Raw genomic sequence first — 17,880 nt, 5'->3', positions numbered from 1 at the left:
ACCACCTCGCAAATGCAAGGCTCAACACCTACCAAATCGCGAAATCATGAGAATGTGGGGGATTTTGACCGCTTACGCCTGATCGAGGTCGGCCGGGTTTTCAAGGGTGGCCTGGCCGAGGCTTATCTGATCCGCCTGTCCACGCCATGAAGATCGCAACCTACAACGTCAATGGTATCAACGGGCGGCTTGCGGTGCTGTTGCGCTGGCTCGCGCTTGCCGAGCCGGACCTGGTATGTTTGCAGGAGCTCAAGGCACCTGATGAGCGCTTCCCCGAAGCCGCCCTGCGCGACCTTGGCTATGAGGCGATCTGGCTGGGGCAGAAGAGCTGGAATGGGGTGGCGATTTTGAGCCGCGTCGGCGAGATCCACGAGACGCGCCGGGGGCTTCCGGGGGAGCCGGCGGATGTGCAGAGCCGCTACATCGAGGCTGCAGTAAACGGTGTGCTGATCGCCGGCCTCTATCTTCCCAACGGCAACCCGAGACCCGGCCCCAAGTTCGATTACAAGCTGCGATGGTTCGACAGGCTGCATGATCATCTTTCGACGCTTCTGGCTCTTGATGCGCCGGTGGTGATCGCTGGCGACTTCAACGTCATGCCGACCGATCTCGACGTCTATGTCCCTGACCGCTGGCGCGACGATGCGCTGTTCGCGCCGGAAGTTCGCGAGGCTTATGCGCGGCTGCTCGAGCTGGGCTGGACCGATGCCCTGCGGCATCTTCACCCTGACGAGCGCATCTACACCTTCTGGAAATATTGGCGCAATTCGTTCGAGCGCAACGCGGGCCTGCGGATCGACCATATCCTTTTGAACGACAGGGCCGCAGCGCGGTTGATTTCGGCCGAGGTCGATCGCCGTCCGCGCGGCTGGGACAGGACCAGCGACCATGCCCCGGTTGTCGTGGAATTGGCCGACAAGCTCAAGCGTAAGCGAATGCCCTAGCCCTCCCCTTCGGGAAGGCCGGCATACCATTGTGCATAGGGGCCTGTGCGCGCGAGATGGCGGTTAAGATCGGGTGCGCCATCGCACCACCAGACCGGGCCACGTTCGCCAAGCGCCACCTTGGCGCGATGGACCGCATCATGCGCGATTGTCTCGGCGGCAGCATCGGCTGCGCGCCGCGCCGCGCCGACGGCACGGCGAGCGTCCATCAGTTCCTTCACCAGGCGTTCACGCTCGTCAGGTTCGAGAGCAGGGTTGCTCATGCGCCAGAGCCGCCCGCGCACCGCGAAATACCGTCCGTCCGGCGTGATGGGATAGGAGCGGCTGCTCACAGCGTTCGGACCTTGTCAGAAATGCTGCGGAAGGTGATCGACCAGCGCGGCACCTCGATAGGGGCAATGCTATGTTCCCAAGCGTGACGTACTTCACCAGACAAATGATAGATGGAGCGCGGTGGCAGCGAGACTTTGGCGCGATCGAACCCGGCGCTCGTTCGACGGCGCAGGCGCAGGACGGCTTCATTGCCAAGCGAAATGCCCACGACATGCTCGAACACCGGCCTGTCCTTGTGCCAGCCGATGCCGGCACCTGGATCGTAGCGGATCAGCAGAGCCTGAGCGAGATCGTCTGCTGCAAGCCTGGAAAAAGCAGCGGCGCGGCTTCGCACTTCGAGAAGCCAGTCCGGCATTGGTTCGGCTGGCGCGAAGCGGAGATGCTCGAAGTCATAGTTCCAGCCATAGCTATGGGTCAGGCGCTTCCCAGTCCATTGCTGGAACCGAAAGGGGGTGAGATTACTGCCATTGATACTAGCGATGAGCTCAGCTTCCTCCATTTTGGTCAGCAGATCGTCCCGCGCCGCAAGGCCAGGAACCACCGGCATGTCGAATAGATCTGACATCATCGTCATCCATGCCATCGCGTCGTGGTGCAGGAGGCGGTTGGGCTCATTTTGCTGATTGCGATATAGGATCGCTGGTCGCCGATGACAGTGGCGCAGCTATTTGCGACAGGCCGCCGGTCCGAACGTGGCGAACAACCCCGCTGTGGGCAGCGTTCATCCCCATGGCGCGCGCCGATTTCCTGATCCAGTGCAGTCGCTGGCTGCCCATTCGTGATCGGTCCCGCTGATTTCGCCCTGATCCTGTCTAATGAACGGAGAGGTTCCGCTCGTCGCTGCGCCCGGCTGGCGGTTCGAATTGCAGATATTCGGGCGTAAAATCTCCAATGTCACATAAGGACGGCCAGTCCAGGATAATCAGTTTCCGCGGTTCAGCGCACAGCAGGCCTTCACGGCGCAGCGCTTGCAGCGTCCGATTGACATGCACGGGAGTAAGCCCGGTGGCGTCAGCAAGTTGCTCCTGCGTCATGGGCCATATCTCGCGAGGAGAATTCCGGTTGGTCACGGCATTCCGGCGCCATTGCATCTCACATATCAGGTGCGCGACACGAGCCCGTGCGTCTCTTCGTCCCAGATTGAGCAACCATTCCGCAAGGATCGAGGCATTTGCGCCCATATCTGCCCACAGCGCGATAGCCACAGCAGGCATGTCCCTTGCGAGCGAAATCAGGGCATTACGAGGGATCAGTGCGACTGCGGCGCTCGAGAGCGACTGGCAGTTCGAAGTCGTCGTTTCTGCCGTTCCGTCATGAACGTCCAAAAGGTCTCCAGGCAGGTGGATGGAAATCACCTGTCTGGCGCCGCAAGCGGTGACCTTGTGGCACATCGCAAAGCCCGAGAGCAGTACACTGCAATGGGTGGCGCGGTCACCCTCTCTGGAGAAATAGCGGTCCCGGCCAAGTTCGAGAACATGGTATGGAAGTGAAGAAAGCGCCCTTTGCTCAGCAAGATTGAGGCGCGAACGGCTGCCGAGCTTCTCGACCATCGGCGCTAATATGTTTGAGGTTGAAGCCATTGCTTCCTCCATAGGGCGAGGACGCTATCCCTCAGCGCCAGAACCCAAGGAAAGCTGGCGATCAAATATAGCCCCGGAAGGGCACAAAAAGTTTCACCCAATTTTGTTTTGTCCGATCGATCGGGCGGCAATCACGACGGGGCCCTGCCCGGCGGATCGTCTCATCATCGTTCGAGGGCGCTTTGACGCGTCGACGACAAATGTGAGGAAAGGGCGCGCTCATCCTTCGTTCAATCCGGACTTACCCGAAACACAGGAGAGATAGCATGGCGCAAAATGACATCGCCACCGACGAAACCAATCGCCTGATCGCCTCGAACAAGGTCGAGGGAACGACCGTATATAACGGCAGTGCCGAGAAGCTCGGATCAATCTATAATTTCATGGTCGATAAGCACTCGGGCAAGGTCGAATACGCAGTGCTCCAATTCGGCGGCCTGTTCGGCTTGGGGAGTGATTACTATCCGCTCCCCTGGGATGTCCTGACATATGACACGGAGCAAGGCGGCTATGTCGTCAACCTCGACAAAAGTGTGATCGAAGGCGCGCCGCATTATGCAAATGGTCGCGAGCCGGCGTTCGATCAGACCTATGGTCGGCAGGTATATGACTATTATGGGATCGGCTATCCCTACTGAGGACAAGGATACGGCCAGCGGGCTGCGCTGGCCGTCTCTTCCCGTGAGCATGACAGGCTCCACATGTGAAGCTGTGCTTGCAATTGATGCTCTTCTTCGCGCGAGCGCGGCCGCTTATCAACGGGATAGCGACATCAACCGTCGATGATATTCTCGGCGATTCGCTTCAATTTGCTACCGGACCTCATGGCGCGTCCCTCATTGGACGGTAGGAAGTGCGGCGCGGCAATCTGCCGCACATTCCCGGCACATATCAGCGCAAAGCTTGCAATGCGCATGTTCATGGCGACTGCATTGGGCCGCGCACAGATCACAAATGCGCGCACAACTCTCCAGCATCAGTCCGACAACTTCTATATTGAGGCCTGAGCGGCGCACGGCGATCCGGCCCATCGCTATACAGACGTCGGCGCAATCAAGGCACGACCGGATGCACTGCGTCATCTCCATCTGTTCCGCCATGCAGGCGTCTGCGCATGAGGTACATATTTCAGCGCAGAACATCGCGTGGCGGGCCGCGGTTGCCAAAAGCGGATTGAAATCCTGCCCTACGTTGGGATGAAGCGATATCATCTTATGGATGGACATCAGCCATTCGCCTGCTTGCGGCGGGTTTCCCAGCCTTTTTTAGCCGCTTGCGACCGCTTCTCATGGCTTTGACTTGATCCGGCGATGCGGCCGCCCTTCCTGGATGAATCATGATTCTCGCTTTTGCCGCGACCTGAACCGGATTTATTGCCGCCTCCGGATTCCTTGTTCACTGTAGCCCAGGCACGGCGCTCGGCCTCTTCATGGCTGACGCCCCGATCCTCATAGCCTTCTTCGATATGCTGGGCCTTGCGCTTCTGCTTATCCGTATAGCTCGACTTGTCTCCGCGCGGCATGGCGTCTCTCCTCATATCTCATATTCTTCTGATCCAACACGGTTGGAAGCGTTCGTGTCCGGCTGCAATCACGAGAAACTTTCTCACTTAAGTTAGGAAGAGCGGGAATTTGGCTTCTAATCAAACGCATGGTCCCAACGCCTTCATTCGGCGACATCGGTAACTTGATCCATGTAATGGAAGGTCAAATGACCAGGAGGCATTCCATGGGAGAGATGAGGAGAAATCACGATGCACCGTCAAGACGATGCCGCCTATTTTCGCAGGCGTGAGATTCAGGAACTTGCCCCGGCGGAGAAAATCGCAAGCCCTCTCGCCAAGCGGCTGCATTGGGAAATGGCGCAGCAATATGCGATGCGGGCGCGTTTGTCCGAGGACATGCCCCGCGCTCAGGGACCGCTATCGCAAAAAGAGTAGGAAAGTTCCGCTGATCGCTGCGGGGTTAACTCGACGTCAGTTCCTACGGTAATATGGGGCCATGGAGGCCCATGTCGACGTCGCATTCGGGACGTTCGATTATATCATGGCTTTTGACTGTAGGATGGGCCGGTATGCGCGGTGGCGGCATTGTTGCCGGCTGCCTGATCTTCATGCAACTCCTCTGCTTGCCAGAAATTGTGGCACATGAAGATCGATAGTAAGAGAGAAATCACGATTCCCACTATCAGCAAGACGGCCCTGCCCTTCTTGCGCGGCGACGAGGGGGGCAGCCATCCATATCAAATCCTTCGGAAATGGCCTTTCTGCTCAAGCCCGTTCCTTGCTAAGAGCCTGAGCTTTGTGCGCAGCACGCTTGCCTGTATTCGTCTTGACAATGAATTGCGGGTTATCGCGGGAGGCTGCTACCTTGTGACCCTTGATATGGGTTGGCACCGTAACTTTCTTCACCACAGTGCCATGTGCATCACCGCCAGGGATTTTCCATGAAACCGCATCTCCAGCCTTCAGGGGCTTTTTCATCACGCCACCCGTGGATGCGATGATGATGAGATGTCCCGCTTGGCCATTGCCTCGATGACAGCCCGCATGAAGGGGGAAGCATTTTCGATCTCTTTCCCGGAGGCCCCCTCCCAAGTGTCGATCAGTTCCTTGTCAGTCATGAGCCCGACATCGTCCTCGTGCGTCTTTCGTACCGTGTCCGTCATGTTCCAATCCTTAGCTTCGCCTGGCTGTCAGCCGTCGTCCATGATGGCCCCGCCATCCTGTTCCTCTTCGAGCAGGATTGCGGAATCGGCATTAGCCGAAAGGCGCACCTGATCGTTTTCCACCGCAGCCACCAGGCCGGTCGAGATGAAGTGATGATGGTCCCCATGAGAACCGCTATCGGCCTTCACCATTTTGATCCTGTCACCTTCAAGCCGGTCCACGGTCCCGATGTGGACGCCATCAGCGCCGATTATGTTCATATGCTCAACTATGGCGGTCAGATCTGCCATGATCGTCTCCTGCATTTCAGATGTGCAAAACGGTTTTGCCAGGGGCAACCGCGGCTGCGCGTGCGCTTAAACCTTCGGTCAGCAACCTGTTAACGACGCGACTGTTCCGATAAAATTGGCTCAGATGCCTCCCGCTTAACTTGTGTTGGTTGGATTCGCCCTATTTCGCTTTCCGATCATCCTGAAGTGGCGGAATCCCGATCGGGGCGCGCACTCATGCAAGCTAACCAGGGGCAATCAATCACCGGCAGAAGCAAGCGCCATTTCTCCGCACGGAACCGCCTTTGTGCCAGCATGGTTGAGAAGGAAAGATATCAGGAGAGTATGATGGCAACGGACAGCTATTTGTCACCACTCGCCAAGACATCGAAACCCATATGCGGGGCGAGGTGCATGATCTCTTTCCTCGTCTCAAGTTGGCCCTAAAAAAAGGCAGATGGCGATGATCCTATGCGCCAGATGTATCGGGAAAGGCTCAAGCTGGCCTGACCCAGGCGGAGATTCTCTCGCTGGCGCCAGGTCGGTTCTTCAACTGCTATTTCTGCACAGCAAAAGGCGAAATTCGAGGACGTGGCGATGACACAGTGGATTACCGAGCTTGTTGGCCAGCTTGGTTATTTGGCTATCGCTCTATTGATGATGCTGGAAAATATCTTTCCACCGATACCATCCGAGGTGATCATGCCGCTTGCGGGATATTCGGCGGCAGACGGCGAACTCAATATCATTTTCGTCATCCTCTCTGGCACGGTCGGCACAAGCGCCGGCGCTTTCTTTTGGTGGTGGATAGCCAGCAAAATGGGCGAGCGGAGATTGAAAGGCTGGGCCGGCAGTCATGGTCGTTGGCTCACGCTCTCACCGGCTGAAATCGATCATATTGACGGGTGGTTCGAGCAACATCGTATCTGGGCGATCCCGATTGCCCATGTCATTCCGGGTTTTCGCACCCTCATATCCATACCTGCTGGCCTGTTCGGCACAAAATTGCCGCGTTTCCTGATGCTGACGATCATTGGCGCAACCGCGTGGAACAGCGTGCTTGCTGGGATGGGATATTGGCTTGAAGGCAAATCGGGAGCCGTAGATCAGTATCTGGGGACCGCCGGCATGGTAATCATGGGGGGGATCCTCCTCTACTATCTCTACCGCGTCTTCACTTTCCGGGCTCGAACCGACAATGCTTGAAGACGATCTCATGACGACGCTCGCAAGGCTCGGCCTGGCGACTGCACTGGGTCTGGCACTCGGTTTCGAGCGTGAGCGCCGCGGCCATGATGCCGGTCTTCGCACGCACGGGCTGGTTTCGCTCAGCTCCAGCATGCTGACCTTGTCGGCGCTCGAACTTGTGGAAAATCACGGTGAAGGTGACCCCGTAAGGGTGATACAGGGGCTCGCTCAGGCGATCGGCTTTATCGCCGGCGGCCTCATATTCGTGCGCGGCGGCGATGTCCGGAACATGACGACAGCCGCGAGTTTGTGGATGGCAGCAGCCATAGGAATCACTGCAGGTGCAGGTCAGTATCTCCTCGTGCTGGCTGGGACGGTTCTGGCCCTTTTGTTGCTCGTAGCAGCAACCCTGGTTGAACGCCTGTTTCCCCATCGCGACCCGGTGCCCGATCATGCTGACGATGACATTCAGATGCCCAACCGTCGTGGCACTGTTTCACGCGGCAAAGCTCGGGGGCCCCGCGACGCACGCGACAAGGCCAACAGCGCGGAGTAATCGGCGCTTCATGCGTCATGCAATTCAGCGGCTGCGTAGCGGGGTCGAGCTTGGCGGCGATGCATCTGGCCGAAAGAAGCTTAAGGCCGATAACGGCGATCGCGTGGATAGGCGCGGCAAACGCGCGATCAGCTATTGTCTCCTCATCCAATTTCTTAGTGAAGCAGATCAGTGATGCGCTGCTTCATGGCCTCCATCGAAAACGGCTTGGTGAGGATGTGCATACCAGGATCAAGATGCCCGTGGCTTAATACCGCATTCTCCGCATAACCGGTGATGAAGAGGATTTTAAGGTCTGGCCTTTTCACGCGGGCTGCATCTGCCACCTGCCTGCCGTTCATTCCACCAGGCAAGCCGACATCCGTGATGAGCAGGTCCACTCGTGCATCGCTCTCCAGAATTTTTAGTCCTGCCGCGCCGTCTACGGCTTCAATCGCACCATAGCCAAGACCTTCCAGAATCTCGACGACCAGCATCCGCACGGTGGGTTCGTCGTCAATCACCAGAACGGTTTCGCCTTCCCGTGCTTGAAGCGCCAGCGCCGGCTCGGCTTCCGGTGTTACAGGACTGCCCGCTTCCCCCAGATGGCGTGGAAGGTAGAGGCATACCGTCGAGCCGCGACCGAGCTCGGAATAGATCCGGGTTTGCCCACCGGACTGGCGCGTGAATCCATAGATCATCGAGAGGCCGAGCCCCGTTCCCATCCCTATGGGTTTCGTCGTGAAAAATGGATCAAAAGCCTTGGAGATTGTCTCCTTGCTCATCCCTGTGCCGGTATCCGATACGCAGAGGGATACATATTGCCCTGGCTCCATGTCCCGCTCGACAGCGGTCCGGCGATCCAGCCATCGGTTTCCTGTTTCGATCGTGATCTTCCCGCCATCGGGCATGGCGTCACGCGCATTGATGCACAGATTGAGAAGAGCATTCTCCAGCTGGCTCGGATCCACAAGGACCGGCCAAAGCCCGACGCCGTTGACCGCCTCCACCTCAATGGAGGGCCCCACGGTGCGCATAACGAGGTCGACCATGCCATTCACGAGGTCGACAACGCAGGTTGGTTTTGGCGCGAGAGTCTGACGGCGGGAAAAGGCCAGCAGCCTGTGTGTCAGCGCGGCCGCGCGACGCGCGGCACCTTGCGCTGCGTATACATAGCGGTCCACATCCTCATGCCGACCCTGCGCCCGACGCATCTGGATCATCTCGAGCCCGCCAGTGATCCCGGTGAGCAGGTTGTTGAAGTCATGCGCCAGTCCACCCGTCAACTGCCCGACCGCCTCCATTTTCTGCGATTGGCGCAACGCTTCTTCGGCGGCTATCAGGTCTCGCGTTCTCTGCTCGACCTGTTGCTCGAGAGAGGCCGCCAGCTCGCGAAGTTCGATTTCAGCCCGTCGCCGTTCGGTAGCGACACGGGTTCGTTCCGCAACTTCCCGGACAAAAGCGATCTCGTCGTCGAGCCATTCGCGCGCGGTGGCATGGTTAAGGTAGAGCAACGCGACGAGGCCGCCCTGCTCGGTGAGCGGCATATTGACCACTGCCTGCGCGCTTATGGCCTTGAGTGCATCAGCCCCCTCCACCGACCGCGGATCAAGGTCAGCGTCGGCGATGATGACGTCTTTTCCGCGCTTGAGATCCTCAATGTAGGATCCATAGTCCCGGAACTGCAGCACCCCGGCCAGGGACGATATGCCCTCGGCATTCCAATCGCGCTCGATCGTGATCGTCTCAAGAGCCGGATCAATGACGCCATAGCCCGCCCTGCTGACTTCCAGTGCCTCGCCCAATATCCGGGCTGCAGCAAAGGAGATGTCTGCGGGGTCCTGCACGTCGCGCACGACATCGCTCAGTTCGACCAGCGCAACGCGCATTCGCTCAGCGCGCCTCTGCTCTGTAACATCGGAAGATATGCCTGCAAGCCGCAAGGGTTTGCCGTCGGCGTTGGGAAACGGCTGACCGCGAGACGTCAGCCAGCGGATTTCACCCTCCGGGGTGACGATCCGGTAGGTGACGTCGAAATCCCCTCCCGTAAGCCGTGTCAGGTCGATCGCATCGATGTTAGCCGCGCGATCGGCGGGATGAATAGCCGCGAGGCGGTCATCAAATGTAAACGGCTTTTCCGTGTCTACGCCAAACAGCGCCCGGCACGCAGGAGAAGTGGTGAGCTCTCCGGTTTCGAAATTGATACTCCAAGTCCCGAACTTTCCGGCCCGAAGGGCAAAATCGAGCTCGCGTTCCTGCTCGTTCTGGCGTTGGAGCCGGCTGGTGATTTCAGCCATGAGGGCAGCGTTCGAATTTTCGAGCCCCTCAAGGCGTTCGCGCTCCAGCGTCACGTCGACCTGGCTGGCAAAGAAATATGCGAGCATTCCTGCTTCGTCGAATACGGGGGCAAGCAGGAGCCGGTTCCAAAATGGCTCCCCGGACTTACGATGATTGCGAATGTCGATCTCGATAGGGCGTACCGCCTCCACCGCATCGTGAATGGCCTGGACATCCGCCCGATCCGTCTCTGGCCCCTGCAAAAATCGGCAGTTGCGACCCAATATTTCCTCGCGCTCGTAACCCGTCAGCCGACAGAAGGAGTCATTGGCGAACACCACCGGATTATCGTGCAGACGCGGATTGGTTATGATCATCGGCATGCGCGTGGCGCGCACCGCAGCTACGAAGGGATCCGTCCCTGTGTCGAGGCCCAGAACTTCAGCTTCAATCCTTTGAGCGTCGGCGGTGCCGTGTCCATTCGTCACTGTCTCGCTCATTCTTATGTCGATCCCGCCTACGCCTTTCGTTTCTGCCAGAACCGAGGCAAGTAGAGTGCGGTTCCATCTCCATGGCATTGGAAAGTTTGAGCGCATGACAGATCGAGGCGCTCGTAATCCCTGCCGGCAGCGCCTTTGGCTTTTCCTCTATCGAGATGGGTTGCGATGAAGTGGCCTTTTTTGGGAGAAACGCTGGCACGCTGATTTCATAGTTGAGCGCATACGGTCGAACATAGGCAAAATTGTCGTTCACCACTGCATAGATCGGCGGTCGCTTTTTGCACGTCAGCTTGGCGAGGAACCCCATGACTGCGTCAATGGGCACACAACTGGAACTTAGCGCACCGGAGCTCCATTTAGGATATGGAGGTCAAGGCGATGGCAAATGGTTGGGCGCCCGATGGCGCAGTGCAAGACCAGATTGACGATACGATCAAGGACGCGGTTCGGCGTGCGCGGACGATGATGCCGGCCGGCGAGAGCGCGGTATATTGCGATGATTGCGGCGAGGAGATTCCCGAGCGACGCCGGCAGGCCTTACCTGGCACCCGGACCTGTGTTGCGTGCCAGTCCAAACGTGACAGGGCTGCCCGTTCCGTCGGGATCAATCGCCGTGGCAGCAAGGACAGTCAGTTGAGATAATTCACCGCAGACTTTGTCAGCCAGACAGTGGTTCAAGTGCAGATGAGTCGGAACAAAGGGGGCACGCCCTGGCGCATCATGGCTGCGCGGTTCGGCATCGAACCTTCTTGTCGCCAAGCTCGACCCAAGCCGGCGCATGCTCGCTCGATATCTCCCAACCCCGCATAGGAGCATCAACCTGCGCATCAATGCGCTGAGGATCGCGAAGCTCTTCTGGCCATGCCAGATGGAAGGATAGCCAAGATCGCAAAACGCGCTTTGCAGGAACCTCTCCTCCGGCGCGTTGAGTCCCTGGAGCATGACGATGGCCGACCCGGCTTCGGCTATTCAGCGAAACGGGACCGGCAAACGGCCGTTCACGCCTTTTACATTGCAGGTGGCGATCTTCACAAATCTGGCAGGACCTGGTCGGCACGGCCCCATTGCGCGAGTGCCTTAGACCGTGCTCGCTTCACCATCTCCATGGCATCGCCGATATGCCAGTGGGCCGGACTGTCCAGATCGCGCAACTCCTCCCAACTGAGCGGCACGGCGATCGGCGCAAAGGGGCGTGAACGCGCGCTGTACGGCATGACGGCCGTGGCGCCGCGCTGGTTGCGAAGATAGTCGATGAAGATGCGTCCGGTACGCTTGGCCTTGGCCAGGGCCGCAGTGAACCGGTCGGGATCGGCCTGCGCAAGGGCCATGGCAAAGCGGTGCGCAAAATCCTTGACCACTGGCCATTGGGCGGTCGGCGTGAGCGGCGCGATGACATGAACGCCCTTGCCGCCGGTCACCATCGGGAAAGTTGCGAGACCCATCTGACCCAGCACGTCCTGAAGATGGGCAGCCGCCGAGACCACATCCTTGAACTCCACCCCCTCGTCGGGGTCCAGATCGAACACCAGTCGGTCGGCCATCTCGACGTCCTCGATCCGAGCGCCCCAGCCATGGAACTCGATCGTGCCCATCTGGACGCAAGTCAGAAGTCCGGCAGGCGTGTCCACGAACAGATAGGGCTCGTCACGCCCATCCTTCTCGCGGATCGCGACATGCCTGACTGCATCGCCGAAGCTGCCTGCATCATGTTTCTGGAAAAAGCATTTCTTGTCTCGGCCTTGCGGGCAGCGCACCAGGCTGATCGGCCGGCTGCCGCTCCAGGGCAGCATGATCTCCGCAACAGCTTCATAATATTCGGCGAGTTGCCCCTTGGTGAGCTTGCCCTCGGGAAAGATGACGCGGTCGCGATTGCTGATCTTGACGGTACTGGTAGCGCCCGGAGCGGTCAGTTCGCCGACCAACGCTTCGGTTTCGACCACCACCGCTTCGGGCTTTTTGTCCTCTCGAAGCCCCAAATAACTCGAATGGCGCAGCACGCCTTCCTCGGTGAATTCGATGAAGGCGACCTCGGCGACGAGTTTGGGCTTGATCCAGTGGGCGCCGCGCACGGCTGCTCGCGGTGCCTCCACCGTCGCGGTCTTTTGTTCTAGCGGCGCCATCAACGCCATCAGGCGCTCGATCTCGTCACCGGTGAACCCGGTCCCAACCTTGCCTGCGTATCGCAGCACGCCCTTCTTGTTCACTCCCAGCAGTAAGGCGCGAAAGCCCCGCTGCTTGTCGGAGGGGGTCCATCCGACGACGACAAACTCCTGCCGACGGATGCACTTGGTCTTCACCCAGGTCCCTGAGCGCGAGCCTGAATAGCGTGCGTCGATGCGCTTCGAGATGACACCCTCCAGCCCCGCGTCGCAGAAGCTGTTGAAGAGCTGCTCGCCGCGCCCGACGATATGGTCGGAATAGCGCAGATGCCCCCGGCCCTCGCCAATCAGCGCGGAGAGAAGCGCCTTGCGCTCCAGCAAGGGCCGTTGCGTCAGATCTTCCCCGTCAAGTTCGAGTAAATCAAACGCGAAATAATCGATCGCGTTTGGGTCGTCCTTGAGCGCTGCCTGCAAAGCCTGGAAACTGGTCCTGCCGTCGGGCAACACCACGACCGCTTCACCGTCGATCAAGGCGCTTTCAGCATCAAGCGTGACGGCGTCGCCAATCATTCCGGCGAACCGGTCCGACCAGTCCAACCCCGAGCGTGTGTAGGCACGGCCTTCGCCATTTCCGATCGCCAGCAGCGTGCGGTATCCGTCATATTTGAGCTCGTGCAGCCAGCGATCACCCGGCGGCACATGGTCGACAAGAGTCGCCAGCTGTACGGGCTGGAACGGCGGCAGGATACGGGCTGCTTTCCTGCGCTTCGTTGCCCTGGCAGGCTTCCTGGCTTGCGCCTTTATTGAGGCTGAGGCCGATGGCGATGCCTTGGCCTTCGATCTTGCAACCGGTTTGCCCGCAGCGATCTCCTCCATCGTGCGCCCGCTATCGATGCTGGTCAGGTGGAGCCCGACCAGATCGTCCGAGCCCCCGGCAAAGGCATCCTTTACCTTGCGCAATATCCAGTTCTCGCCCTTTTCCCGGCCACGCGGCTTCATGCGAAAAAGGATCCATTCGCCCTGCATCCGGCGCCCATGAAGGATGAAATGGAGATGGCCTTCAGACAGGGTCGCGCGCGGATCCTTGCCCGCGGTCGGTTCCCACGTTCCGTTGTCCCACAGCATGACGGTACCGCCGCCATATTCGCCCTTGGGGATGGTGCCTTCGAACCGGGCATAGTCGAGCGGATGGTCCTCAGTCCGCACAGCCAGCCTCTTGTCATCCGGGTTGGCACTGGGCCCGCGCGTGACGGCCCAGCTGAGAAGAACACCGTCCAGCTCCAGTCTGAAATCATAGTGTAGACGGGACGCGGCATGTTTCTGGACGACAAAGCCGTTACCGGCGGCGGGCTGTGTCGCCCCGGAGGGTTCGGCGGTGCGCGCGAAATCACGCTTGGCGCGATAGGTGGCGAGCCTGTCCTCCTTCCTGGTCTGTATGTTCGGCATGTCGATCCCGGATCCCTTCGCTCTCTTAATTCCCGGATGCCATGACTCGTTCCTGCGCGGCTCAGGTCTGACAAGCGCGGCGAAACCGGACTGCGATCATTAGCGGTCGATTGACCGCGCGAACCGGTAGCTGGTCTGCTCGAACTTCAACGTGCGGAAGAAATTGTGGGCATTCCTCACCTCAATGTCGCTCATCGCTTCAAGCCGCGTGCAACCTGCCTTGCGTAGCGACGTCACGGCCTCATCGACCAGAGCGGTGGCAATGCCCTTTCTTCGATATGCTTGCGCAACGAGGAGCAACGTCAGTCTGCCGACCAGCCCGTGCTGGATCGTGGGTATGACGGCCCAGGCGCAGCAGCCGACGACTTCTCCAAATTCAGCGACGGCCATGTAGGCCTCCGCCTTGAGCGCTGCTTTCAGATTCCGAGCGACACCGGGTTCATCCAGCTTCACCCCGGACAGCTGTCGCACCAACGGGACAAGCGCTTGCGCGTCGGCTGCCTTTGCGGGGCGGATAAGCAGTTTCGGCTCGGGCACCGGCGCAGGGTCTAAGCGGCGGTCGCTTGGACGAAATGCTGAGCTGACAATCGCAGCTGCTTTGGCCTCGTGTTCATGCCGATCTACTGGCGGTTCTTCGGCTTTTTTGCGACCTTTAGCATATCCTCTGTTTGGAGTTTGTGGCTGTTTCCCAGACCTGCGTGTCGAACGCGGCCGAATGGCCGATTCCATATCCTGGCCGTCGTCGTTATTGGTGCCTGCTGGTCGGGCTGTCGATACTGGTCTGGCCGGGGTGCTTTCCGCCGATGCCTTCCAGGTGCTGGCGGCACCGGCCCGCAGATAGGCCTCGATATCTTGCGCCGTCGCTTCCAGCCCTTGTGCGCCAATGCCGAACAACGGATTGCCGGCTGCATCGGTCAGCCCGAACATGCCATAGTCGCCGACACCCGGTTTGCGCCTGCGTGATTTCACGAGCTTGAGAGCCCGATCCAAAAGTTGTTGAGCAATACCAGCATGTTATGATTCACGCCGTCCTTGCGAGAGATGGAGTGATCAATGGCATGGACTGGCATTGCTCGAGATGAGCATAGCCGCAAAGGACTGCGGTATCCAAGCGACATGACGGACAGAGAGTGGGCGCTGGTGGCACCGTTCATTCCTCCGGCAAAGCACGGCGGTCGGCGTCGCAGCACGAATATGCGTGAAGTGGCCAACGCGTTGCTCTACCTGGCCTCGGCCGGATGTGCCTGGCGCCTGCTGCCCAAGTGCTTTCCACCGGTCTCGACGGTCCGGCGCTATTTCTACGCCTGGCGTAACGCGGGATTGTTTGAGGTGATGAACACGCTGCTGGTCATGAACCTGCGAGAGATCGAGGGGCGCGAAGCCTCTCCCAGTGCGGGCATCATCGATAGCCAGAGCGTGAAAACGACCGAGAGCGGCGGTCCGAGTGGGTATGACGCAGGCAAGAAAGTCAAAGGTCGAAAGCGTCATATCCTGACCGACACCTCCGGCTTTCTGATCTCCATCCTCGTGCACACCGCCGATATTCAGGACCGGGATGGCGCCGTCGACGTGCTCAAAAGGATTTGCCAGCGCTTCCCTTGGCTGCGCCATATCTTCGCCGATGGTGGCTACGCCGGTGACAAGCTCAGAACGGCACTCGCCAAAGCCGGGAACTGGGTGATCGAGATCATCAAACGATCTGATCAAGCCAAGGGCTTTGAAGTCCTCCCGCGCCGCTGGGTCGTCGAGCGCACCTTCGCCTGGCTGGGACGGTGTCGCCGCCTCGCAAAGGACTGGGAAGCGACCATCGCCTCTTCAACCGCCTGGGCTATGATCGCTTCTATCCGCATGCTCATCCGCAGAACCGCAAGGTATTGCTACGCCTGAGAAACTTTTGAATCGGGCTCTGAGGCCACGATGCTCGGCCATGTCACGCAGTTTTTGGTCGATCGCCACCTCTGCCATCTTGAGACAACCCTTGAGCCGGCGCCCGGTTCACGGAGCCCCACCCCCGTCTGCGCGAGGCCTTCATCCGACCTTGTTTCTGATTCGGCTCGTCGGCCGGCAGGGAACGCGACATCGGTAATTTCGCTGATTGCTGATGCGCGCCTGCCGTTTCAACAACTCTTCGATGATCGAGCGCGTCACGTTCGATGATGAGGCGCACACGCTTTACATCTCATTCCGTCAGACCGGCAAATATCTCTACTATCATGTGCCCGCCATCATCTTCGACGAGCTGTGCAAGGCCGGCTCGGCGGGAGCCTTTTTCAACGAAAGGATCAAGGGTCACTTCGCGTGCCGTCGCGACCCCGAGCGCCGACGTTTCGGGCCGACAGATTAAGGGCGCTTAAGCCTCTCCGAGCACCCGGTAGACCGACATCAGATGCTGTCCTGCAATGGCGCGCGCGCGAGGCGATCGCACAGTTTCCTCATTGGTTTCGTGGAGCATCGTCAGCATGTCGAGAACCTCCTGGCGCGGCATACCGGTTTCGAGCAAATGCGTGCCGATCAGCGCCAGCAAATTGCTCCAGAGTGTGATGGCACCCTCCGCGAAAGCATCATCACCGTCATCGTCGCTGCCGGATACGCTCGGGTCTTGACCGGTCATGAGGTCACGCCCGCTTGCGCGTCGTCTTCGCTGGAGCCTTCACTGCTGGCTTCTTATCGGCGCTCTTCGCTGCCGTTTTGGCTGGCGCCCTCTTCCCAGCAGGCTTGGAACCGCCACTGCCAAGCGATTTTTTAAGTGCGGCCATCAAATCGACGACGTTGCTGCCGCGGGGGTCGCCTTCGCCATCGTCCGCATCGATATTGAGGGTCTTTCCCTTCTTCTTGCGCTCGATCAGATCCTTGAGCGCATCGACATAGCGGTCATGAAAATCGCTGGCATCGAACTTGCCGGTTTTCTTATCGATCAGGGTCGTGGCAAGATCGAGGAGTTCATCATCAGGATCGCCATCGCCGATTTCGCGGAAATAGCTCGCTGCCTTGTTGACCTCATCGGCATAACGCAGGGTTTCCATGACCATGCCGCGGCCGCATGCTTTGATGCTGACGACATATTCCCGCCCACGCATTGCTAGCTGGCCAAGACCGATCTTCCGGCTGCGGCGGAGCGCCTCTCGCAGCACGATGAAGGCTTCCTCGGCCAGGTCGTCGGCCGGCACGACATAATAGGGCTTTTCGAAATAGATCGGGTCGATGTCGTGGCTATCGACAAACTGCGTCAGTTCGAGCGTTTTCTTGCTCTCGAGCTTGACGCCCTCGATCTCCTTCTCATCGAGCAAGACATATTCGCCCTTGGCATATTCAAAGCCTTTGACGATCTCATCCAGATCGACCGGGCCGATGCCGGGCACGACTTTCTCATATTTGATGCGCTTGCCCGACGGCTCATGAATTTGATTGAATGCAATGGTCGCGCCGCTCCTGGTCGCCGAATAGATTTCGACAGGGATCGAAACCAGGGCCAGCCTTATCTGGCCTTTCCAATAAGGTCGTGCAGCCATGATCGTCTCCAACTCGTTCTTCCGATAACTTTCTCCGGTGGACAGCGTTCCCACGCCCGAGGGCGGCTCAGTTTACCACCGCCAACGACGAGTTCTGGGCGAAAGAAGGCACGCGGACTGGAAGTGGCTGACATTGCAGACGAAACGGATGGACACAAACCGAGTCCAACGGGTTCATTTCGATCGATTTTCAAAGAGTTGCGTGAAGCAAGAATGTCGGATGGGCGCCGGGCGCTGATGGTCGCGCACGAAAACGGCATATCGATGTCGGCTTTTGCTATCCGAGTCACAGAGGGCATAGCAGTTGACGAAGCGGCAACCATACCCATGCGCACACACATATGTTGATTCAGATCAATTCACTTGCCATGTTTTATCTGACAGAATGTTACATGATCGGATGCACGCATCTGAATTCTGCGGCTATAGCCGCAGCAATGAATGACGAAGAATTGGCTCGCGCGCATGCCGCTATTATCGAACTGTGATCTTTCCGGTGAGCAACAAGCCGTTAGTGCGCTTCACGCGCGTA

General features: G+C 58.9%; 21 protein-coding genes. 8 read left to right on the top strand and 13 right to left on the bottom strand.

Features of this window, described 5'->3' with window-relative positions; genetic code table 11:
* Window positions 1-146: 146 nt before the first annotated feature.
* Window positions 147-944 (top strand): exodeoxyribonuclease III, encoded by a 798-nt coding sequence (gene xth, locus AC0KVN_RS25450; protein ID WP_483656541.1) that lies wholly within the window; start codon window positions 147-149, stop codon window positions 942-944.
* Here xth and AC0KVN_RS25445 read toward each other — a convergent pair.
* The 3 genes from AC0KVN_RS25445 to AC0KVN_RS25435 all read right to left on the bottom strand — a co-directional run bounded on the left by AC0KVN_RS25445 (window position 941) and on the right by AC0KVN_RS25435 (window position 2,857).
* On the bottom strand, window positions 941-1,276 hold the full coding sequence (locus AC0KVN_RS25445; RefSeq protein WP_483656540.1) for a hypothetical protein: 336 nt from the start codon (window positions 1,274-1,276) through the stop codon (window positions 941-943). The two genes, xth and AC0KVN_RS25445, sit on opposite strands and share 4 nt — an antisense overlap.
* The gene (locus AC0KVN_RS25440; RefSeq protein WP_483656539.1) at window positions 1,273-1,845 is read right to left on the bottom strand and encodes an alpha-ketoglutarate-dependent dioxygenase AlkB; all 573 of its coding nucleotides are present in this window, start codon (window positions 1,843-1,845) and stop codon (window positions 1,273-1,275) included. Before AC0KVN_RS25440 ends, AC0KVN_RS25445 begins: the two co-directional genes overlap by 4 nt.
* Before the next feature lie 244 nt (window positions 1,846-2,089).
* Complete coding sequence (locus tag AC0KVN_RS25435; protein WP_483656538.1) at window positions 2,090-2,857, bottom strand: Crp/Fnr family transcriptional regulator; 768 nt, start codon at window positions 2,855-2,857, stop codon at window positions 2,090-2,092.
* Between the two features lie 266 nt (window positions 2,858-3,123).
* On the opposite strand from AC0KVN_RS25435, the gene AC0KVN_RS25430 reads away from it, so the two are divergent.
* Window positions 3,124-3,495: a PRC-barrel domain-containing protein gene (locus tag AC0KVN_RS25430; RefSeq protein ID WP_483656537.1), complete on the top strand. Its 372-nt coding sequence runs from the start codon at window positions 3,124-3,126 to the stop codon at window positions 3,493-3,495.
* Between the two features lie 198 nt (window positions 3,496-3,693).
* On the opposite strand, the gene AC0KVN_RS25425 is transcribed toward AC0KVN_RS25430, so the two are convergent.
* Both AC0KVN_RS25425 and AC0KVN_RS25420 read right to left on the bottom strand, forming a co-directional pair.
* Window positions 3,694-4,068 (bottom strand): four-helix bundle copper-binding protein, encoded by a 375-nt coding sequence (locus AC0KVN_RS25425; protein WP_483656544.1) that lies wholly within the window; start codon window positions 4,066-4,068, stop codon window positions 3,694-3,696.
* A gap of 14 nt (window positions 4,069-4,082) precedes the next feature.
* Window positions 4,083-4,379 carry a plasmid stabilization protein gene (locus AC0KVN_RS25420; protein ID WP_483656536.1) on the bottom strand — a complete coding sequence of 99 codons (297 nt, stop codon included), beginning with the start codon at window positions 4,377-4,379 and terminating at the stop codon, window positions 4,083-4,085.
* A 231-nt stretch (window positions 4,380-4,610) separates the two neighbouring features.
* Between AC0KVN_RS25420 and AC0KVN_RS25415 the strand changes: the two genes are divergently transcribed.
* Window positions 4,611-4,796: a hypothetical protein gene (locus tag AC0KVN_RS25415; protein ID WP_483656535.1), complete on the top strand. Its 186-nt coding sequence runs from the start codon at window positions 4,611-4,613 to the stop codon at window positions 4,794-4,796.
* A gap of 330 nt (window positions 4,797-5,126) precedes the next feature.
* Here AC0KVN_RS25415 and AC0KVN_RS25410 read toward each other — a convergent pair whose 3' ends face one another.
* Genes AC0KVN_RS25410 through AC0KVN_RS25400 form a run of 3 tightly spaced genes read right to left on the bottom strand, consistent with a single transcriptional unit; the run spans window position 5,127 to window position 5,815 of the window.
* Entirely contained in the window at window positions 5,127-5,339 is a 213-nt protein-coding gene (locus AC0KVN_RS25410) for a hypervirulence associated TUDOR domain-containing protein (RefSeq protein ID WP_483656534.1), read from the bottom strand.
* Window positions 5,339-5,524 (bottom strand): hypothetical protein, encoded by a 186-nt coding sequence (locus AC0KVN_RS25405; protein WP_483656533.1) that lies wholly within the window; start codon window positions 5,522-5,524, stop codon window positions 5,339-5,341. The genes AC0KVN_RS25410 and AC0KVN_RS25405 overlap by 1 nt, the downstream gene beginning before the upstream one ends.
* Window positions 5,525-5,551: 27 nt before the next feature.
* Window positions 5,552-5,815, bottom strand: a complete 264-nt coding sequence (locus AC0KVN_RS25400; protein ID WP_483656532.1) for a DUF2171 domain-containing protein — start codon at window positions 5,813-5,815, stop codon at window positions 5,552-5,554.
* A 576-nt stretch (window positions 5,816-6,391) separates the two neighbouring features.
* On the opposite strand from AC0KVN_RS25400, the gene AC0KVN_RS25395 reads away from it, so the two are divergent.
* Together AC0KVN_RS25395 and AC0KVN_RS25390 are read left to right on the top strand one after the other, a co-directional pair.
* Entirely contained in the window at window positions 6,392-7,000 is a 609-nt protein-coding gene (locus AC0KVN_RS25395) for a DedA family protein (RefSeq protein ID WP_483656531.1), read from the top strand.
* A complete protein-coding gene (locus AC0KVN_RS25390) occupies window positions 6,993-7,538 on the top strand; it encodes an MgtC/SapB family protein (RefSeq protein ID WP_483656530.1) in 546 nt (181 codons plus the stop codon). The genes AC0KVN_RS25395 and AC0KVN_RS25390 overlap by 8 nt, the downstream gene beginning before the upstream one ends.
* Window positions 7,539-7,693: 155 nt before the next feature.
* Here the strand turns inward: AC0KVN_RS25390 and AC0KVN_RS25385 are convergent, their stop codons facing one another.
* A complete protein-coding gene (locus tag AC0KVN_RS25385; protein ID WP_483656529.1) occupies window positions 7,694-10,294 on the bottom strand; it encodes a PAS domain-containing protein in 2,601 nt (866 codons plus the stop codon).
* A 378-nt stretch (window positions 10,295-10,672) separates the two neighbouring features.
* Between AC0KVN_RS25385 and AC0KVN_RS25380 the strand changes: the two genes are divergently transcribed.
* On the top strand, window positions 10,673-10,936 hold the full coding sequence (locus tag AC0KVN_RS25380) for a DksA/TraR family C4-type zinc finger protein (protein ID WP_483656543.1): 264 nt from the start codon (window positions 10,673-10,675) through the stop codon (window positions 10,934-10,936).
* 386 nt (window positions 10,937-11,322) lie between these two features.
* Here AC0KVN_RS25380 and ligD read toward each other — a convergent pair whose 3' ends face one another.
* Window positions 11,323-13,839: a DNA ligase D gene (ligD, locus tag AC0KVN_RS25375; RefSeq protein WP_483656528.1), complete on the bottom strand. Its 2,517-nt coding sequence runs from the start codon at window positions 13,837-13,839 to the stop codon at window positions 11,323-11,325.
* A 99-nt stretch (window positions 13,840-13,938) separates the two neighbouring features.
* Entirely contained in the window at window positions 13,939-14,766 is an 828-nt protein-coding gene (locus tag AC0KVN_RS25370; protein ID WP_483656527.1) for a GNAT family N-acetyltransferase, read from the bottom strand.
* Between the two features lie 126 nt (window positions 14,767-14,892).
* Here AC0KVN_RS25370 and AC0KVN_RS25365 point away from each other — a divergent pair, with 126 nt between their 5' ends.
* On the top strand, window positions 14,893-15,726 hold the full coding sequence (locus tag AC0KVN_RS25365; protein WP_038293239.1) for an IS5 family transposase: 834 nt from the start codon (window positions 14,893-14,895) through the stop codon (window positions 15,724-15,726).
* A gap of 214 nt (window positions 15,727-15,940) precedes the next feature.
* A complete protein-coding gene (locus AC0KVN_RS25360; protein WP_483656542.1) occupies window positions 15,941-16,183 on the top strand; it encodes a KTSC domain-containing protein in 243 nt (80 codons plus the stop codon).
* Between the two features lie 6 nt (window positions 16,184-16,189).
* Here AC0KVN_RS25360 and AC0KVN_RS25355 read toward each other — a convergent pair whose 3' ends face one another.
* Window positions 16,190-16,450, bottom strand: coding sequence for a hypothetical protein (locus AC0KVN_RS25355; protein WP_483656526.1), 261 nt, complete (start codon window positions 16,448-16,450; stop codon window positions 16,190-16,192).
* A gap of 4 nt (window positions 16,451-16,454) precedes the next feature.
* The gene (ku, locus tag AC0KVN_RS25350) at window positions 16,455-17,348 is read right to left on the bottom strand and encodes a non-homologous end joining protein Ku (protein ID WP_483656525.1); all 894 of its coding nucleotides are present in this window, start codon (window positions 17,346-17,348) and stop codon (window positions 16,455-16,457) included.
* Window positions 17,349-17,880 lie beyond the last annotated feature (532 nt).

This window comes from Sphingobium sp. SG1 (assembly GCF_057063145.1).
This window is presented reverse-complemented; position numbering and strand designations above follow the sequence as displayed.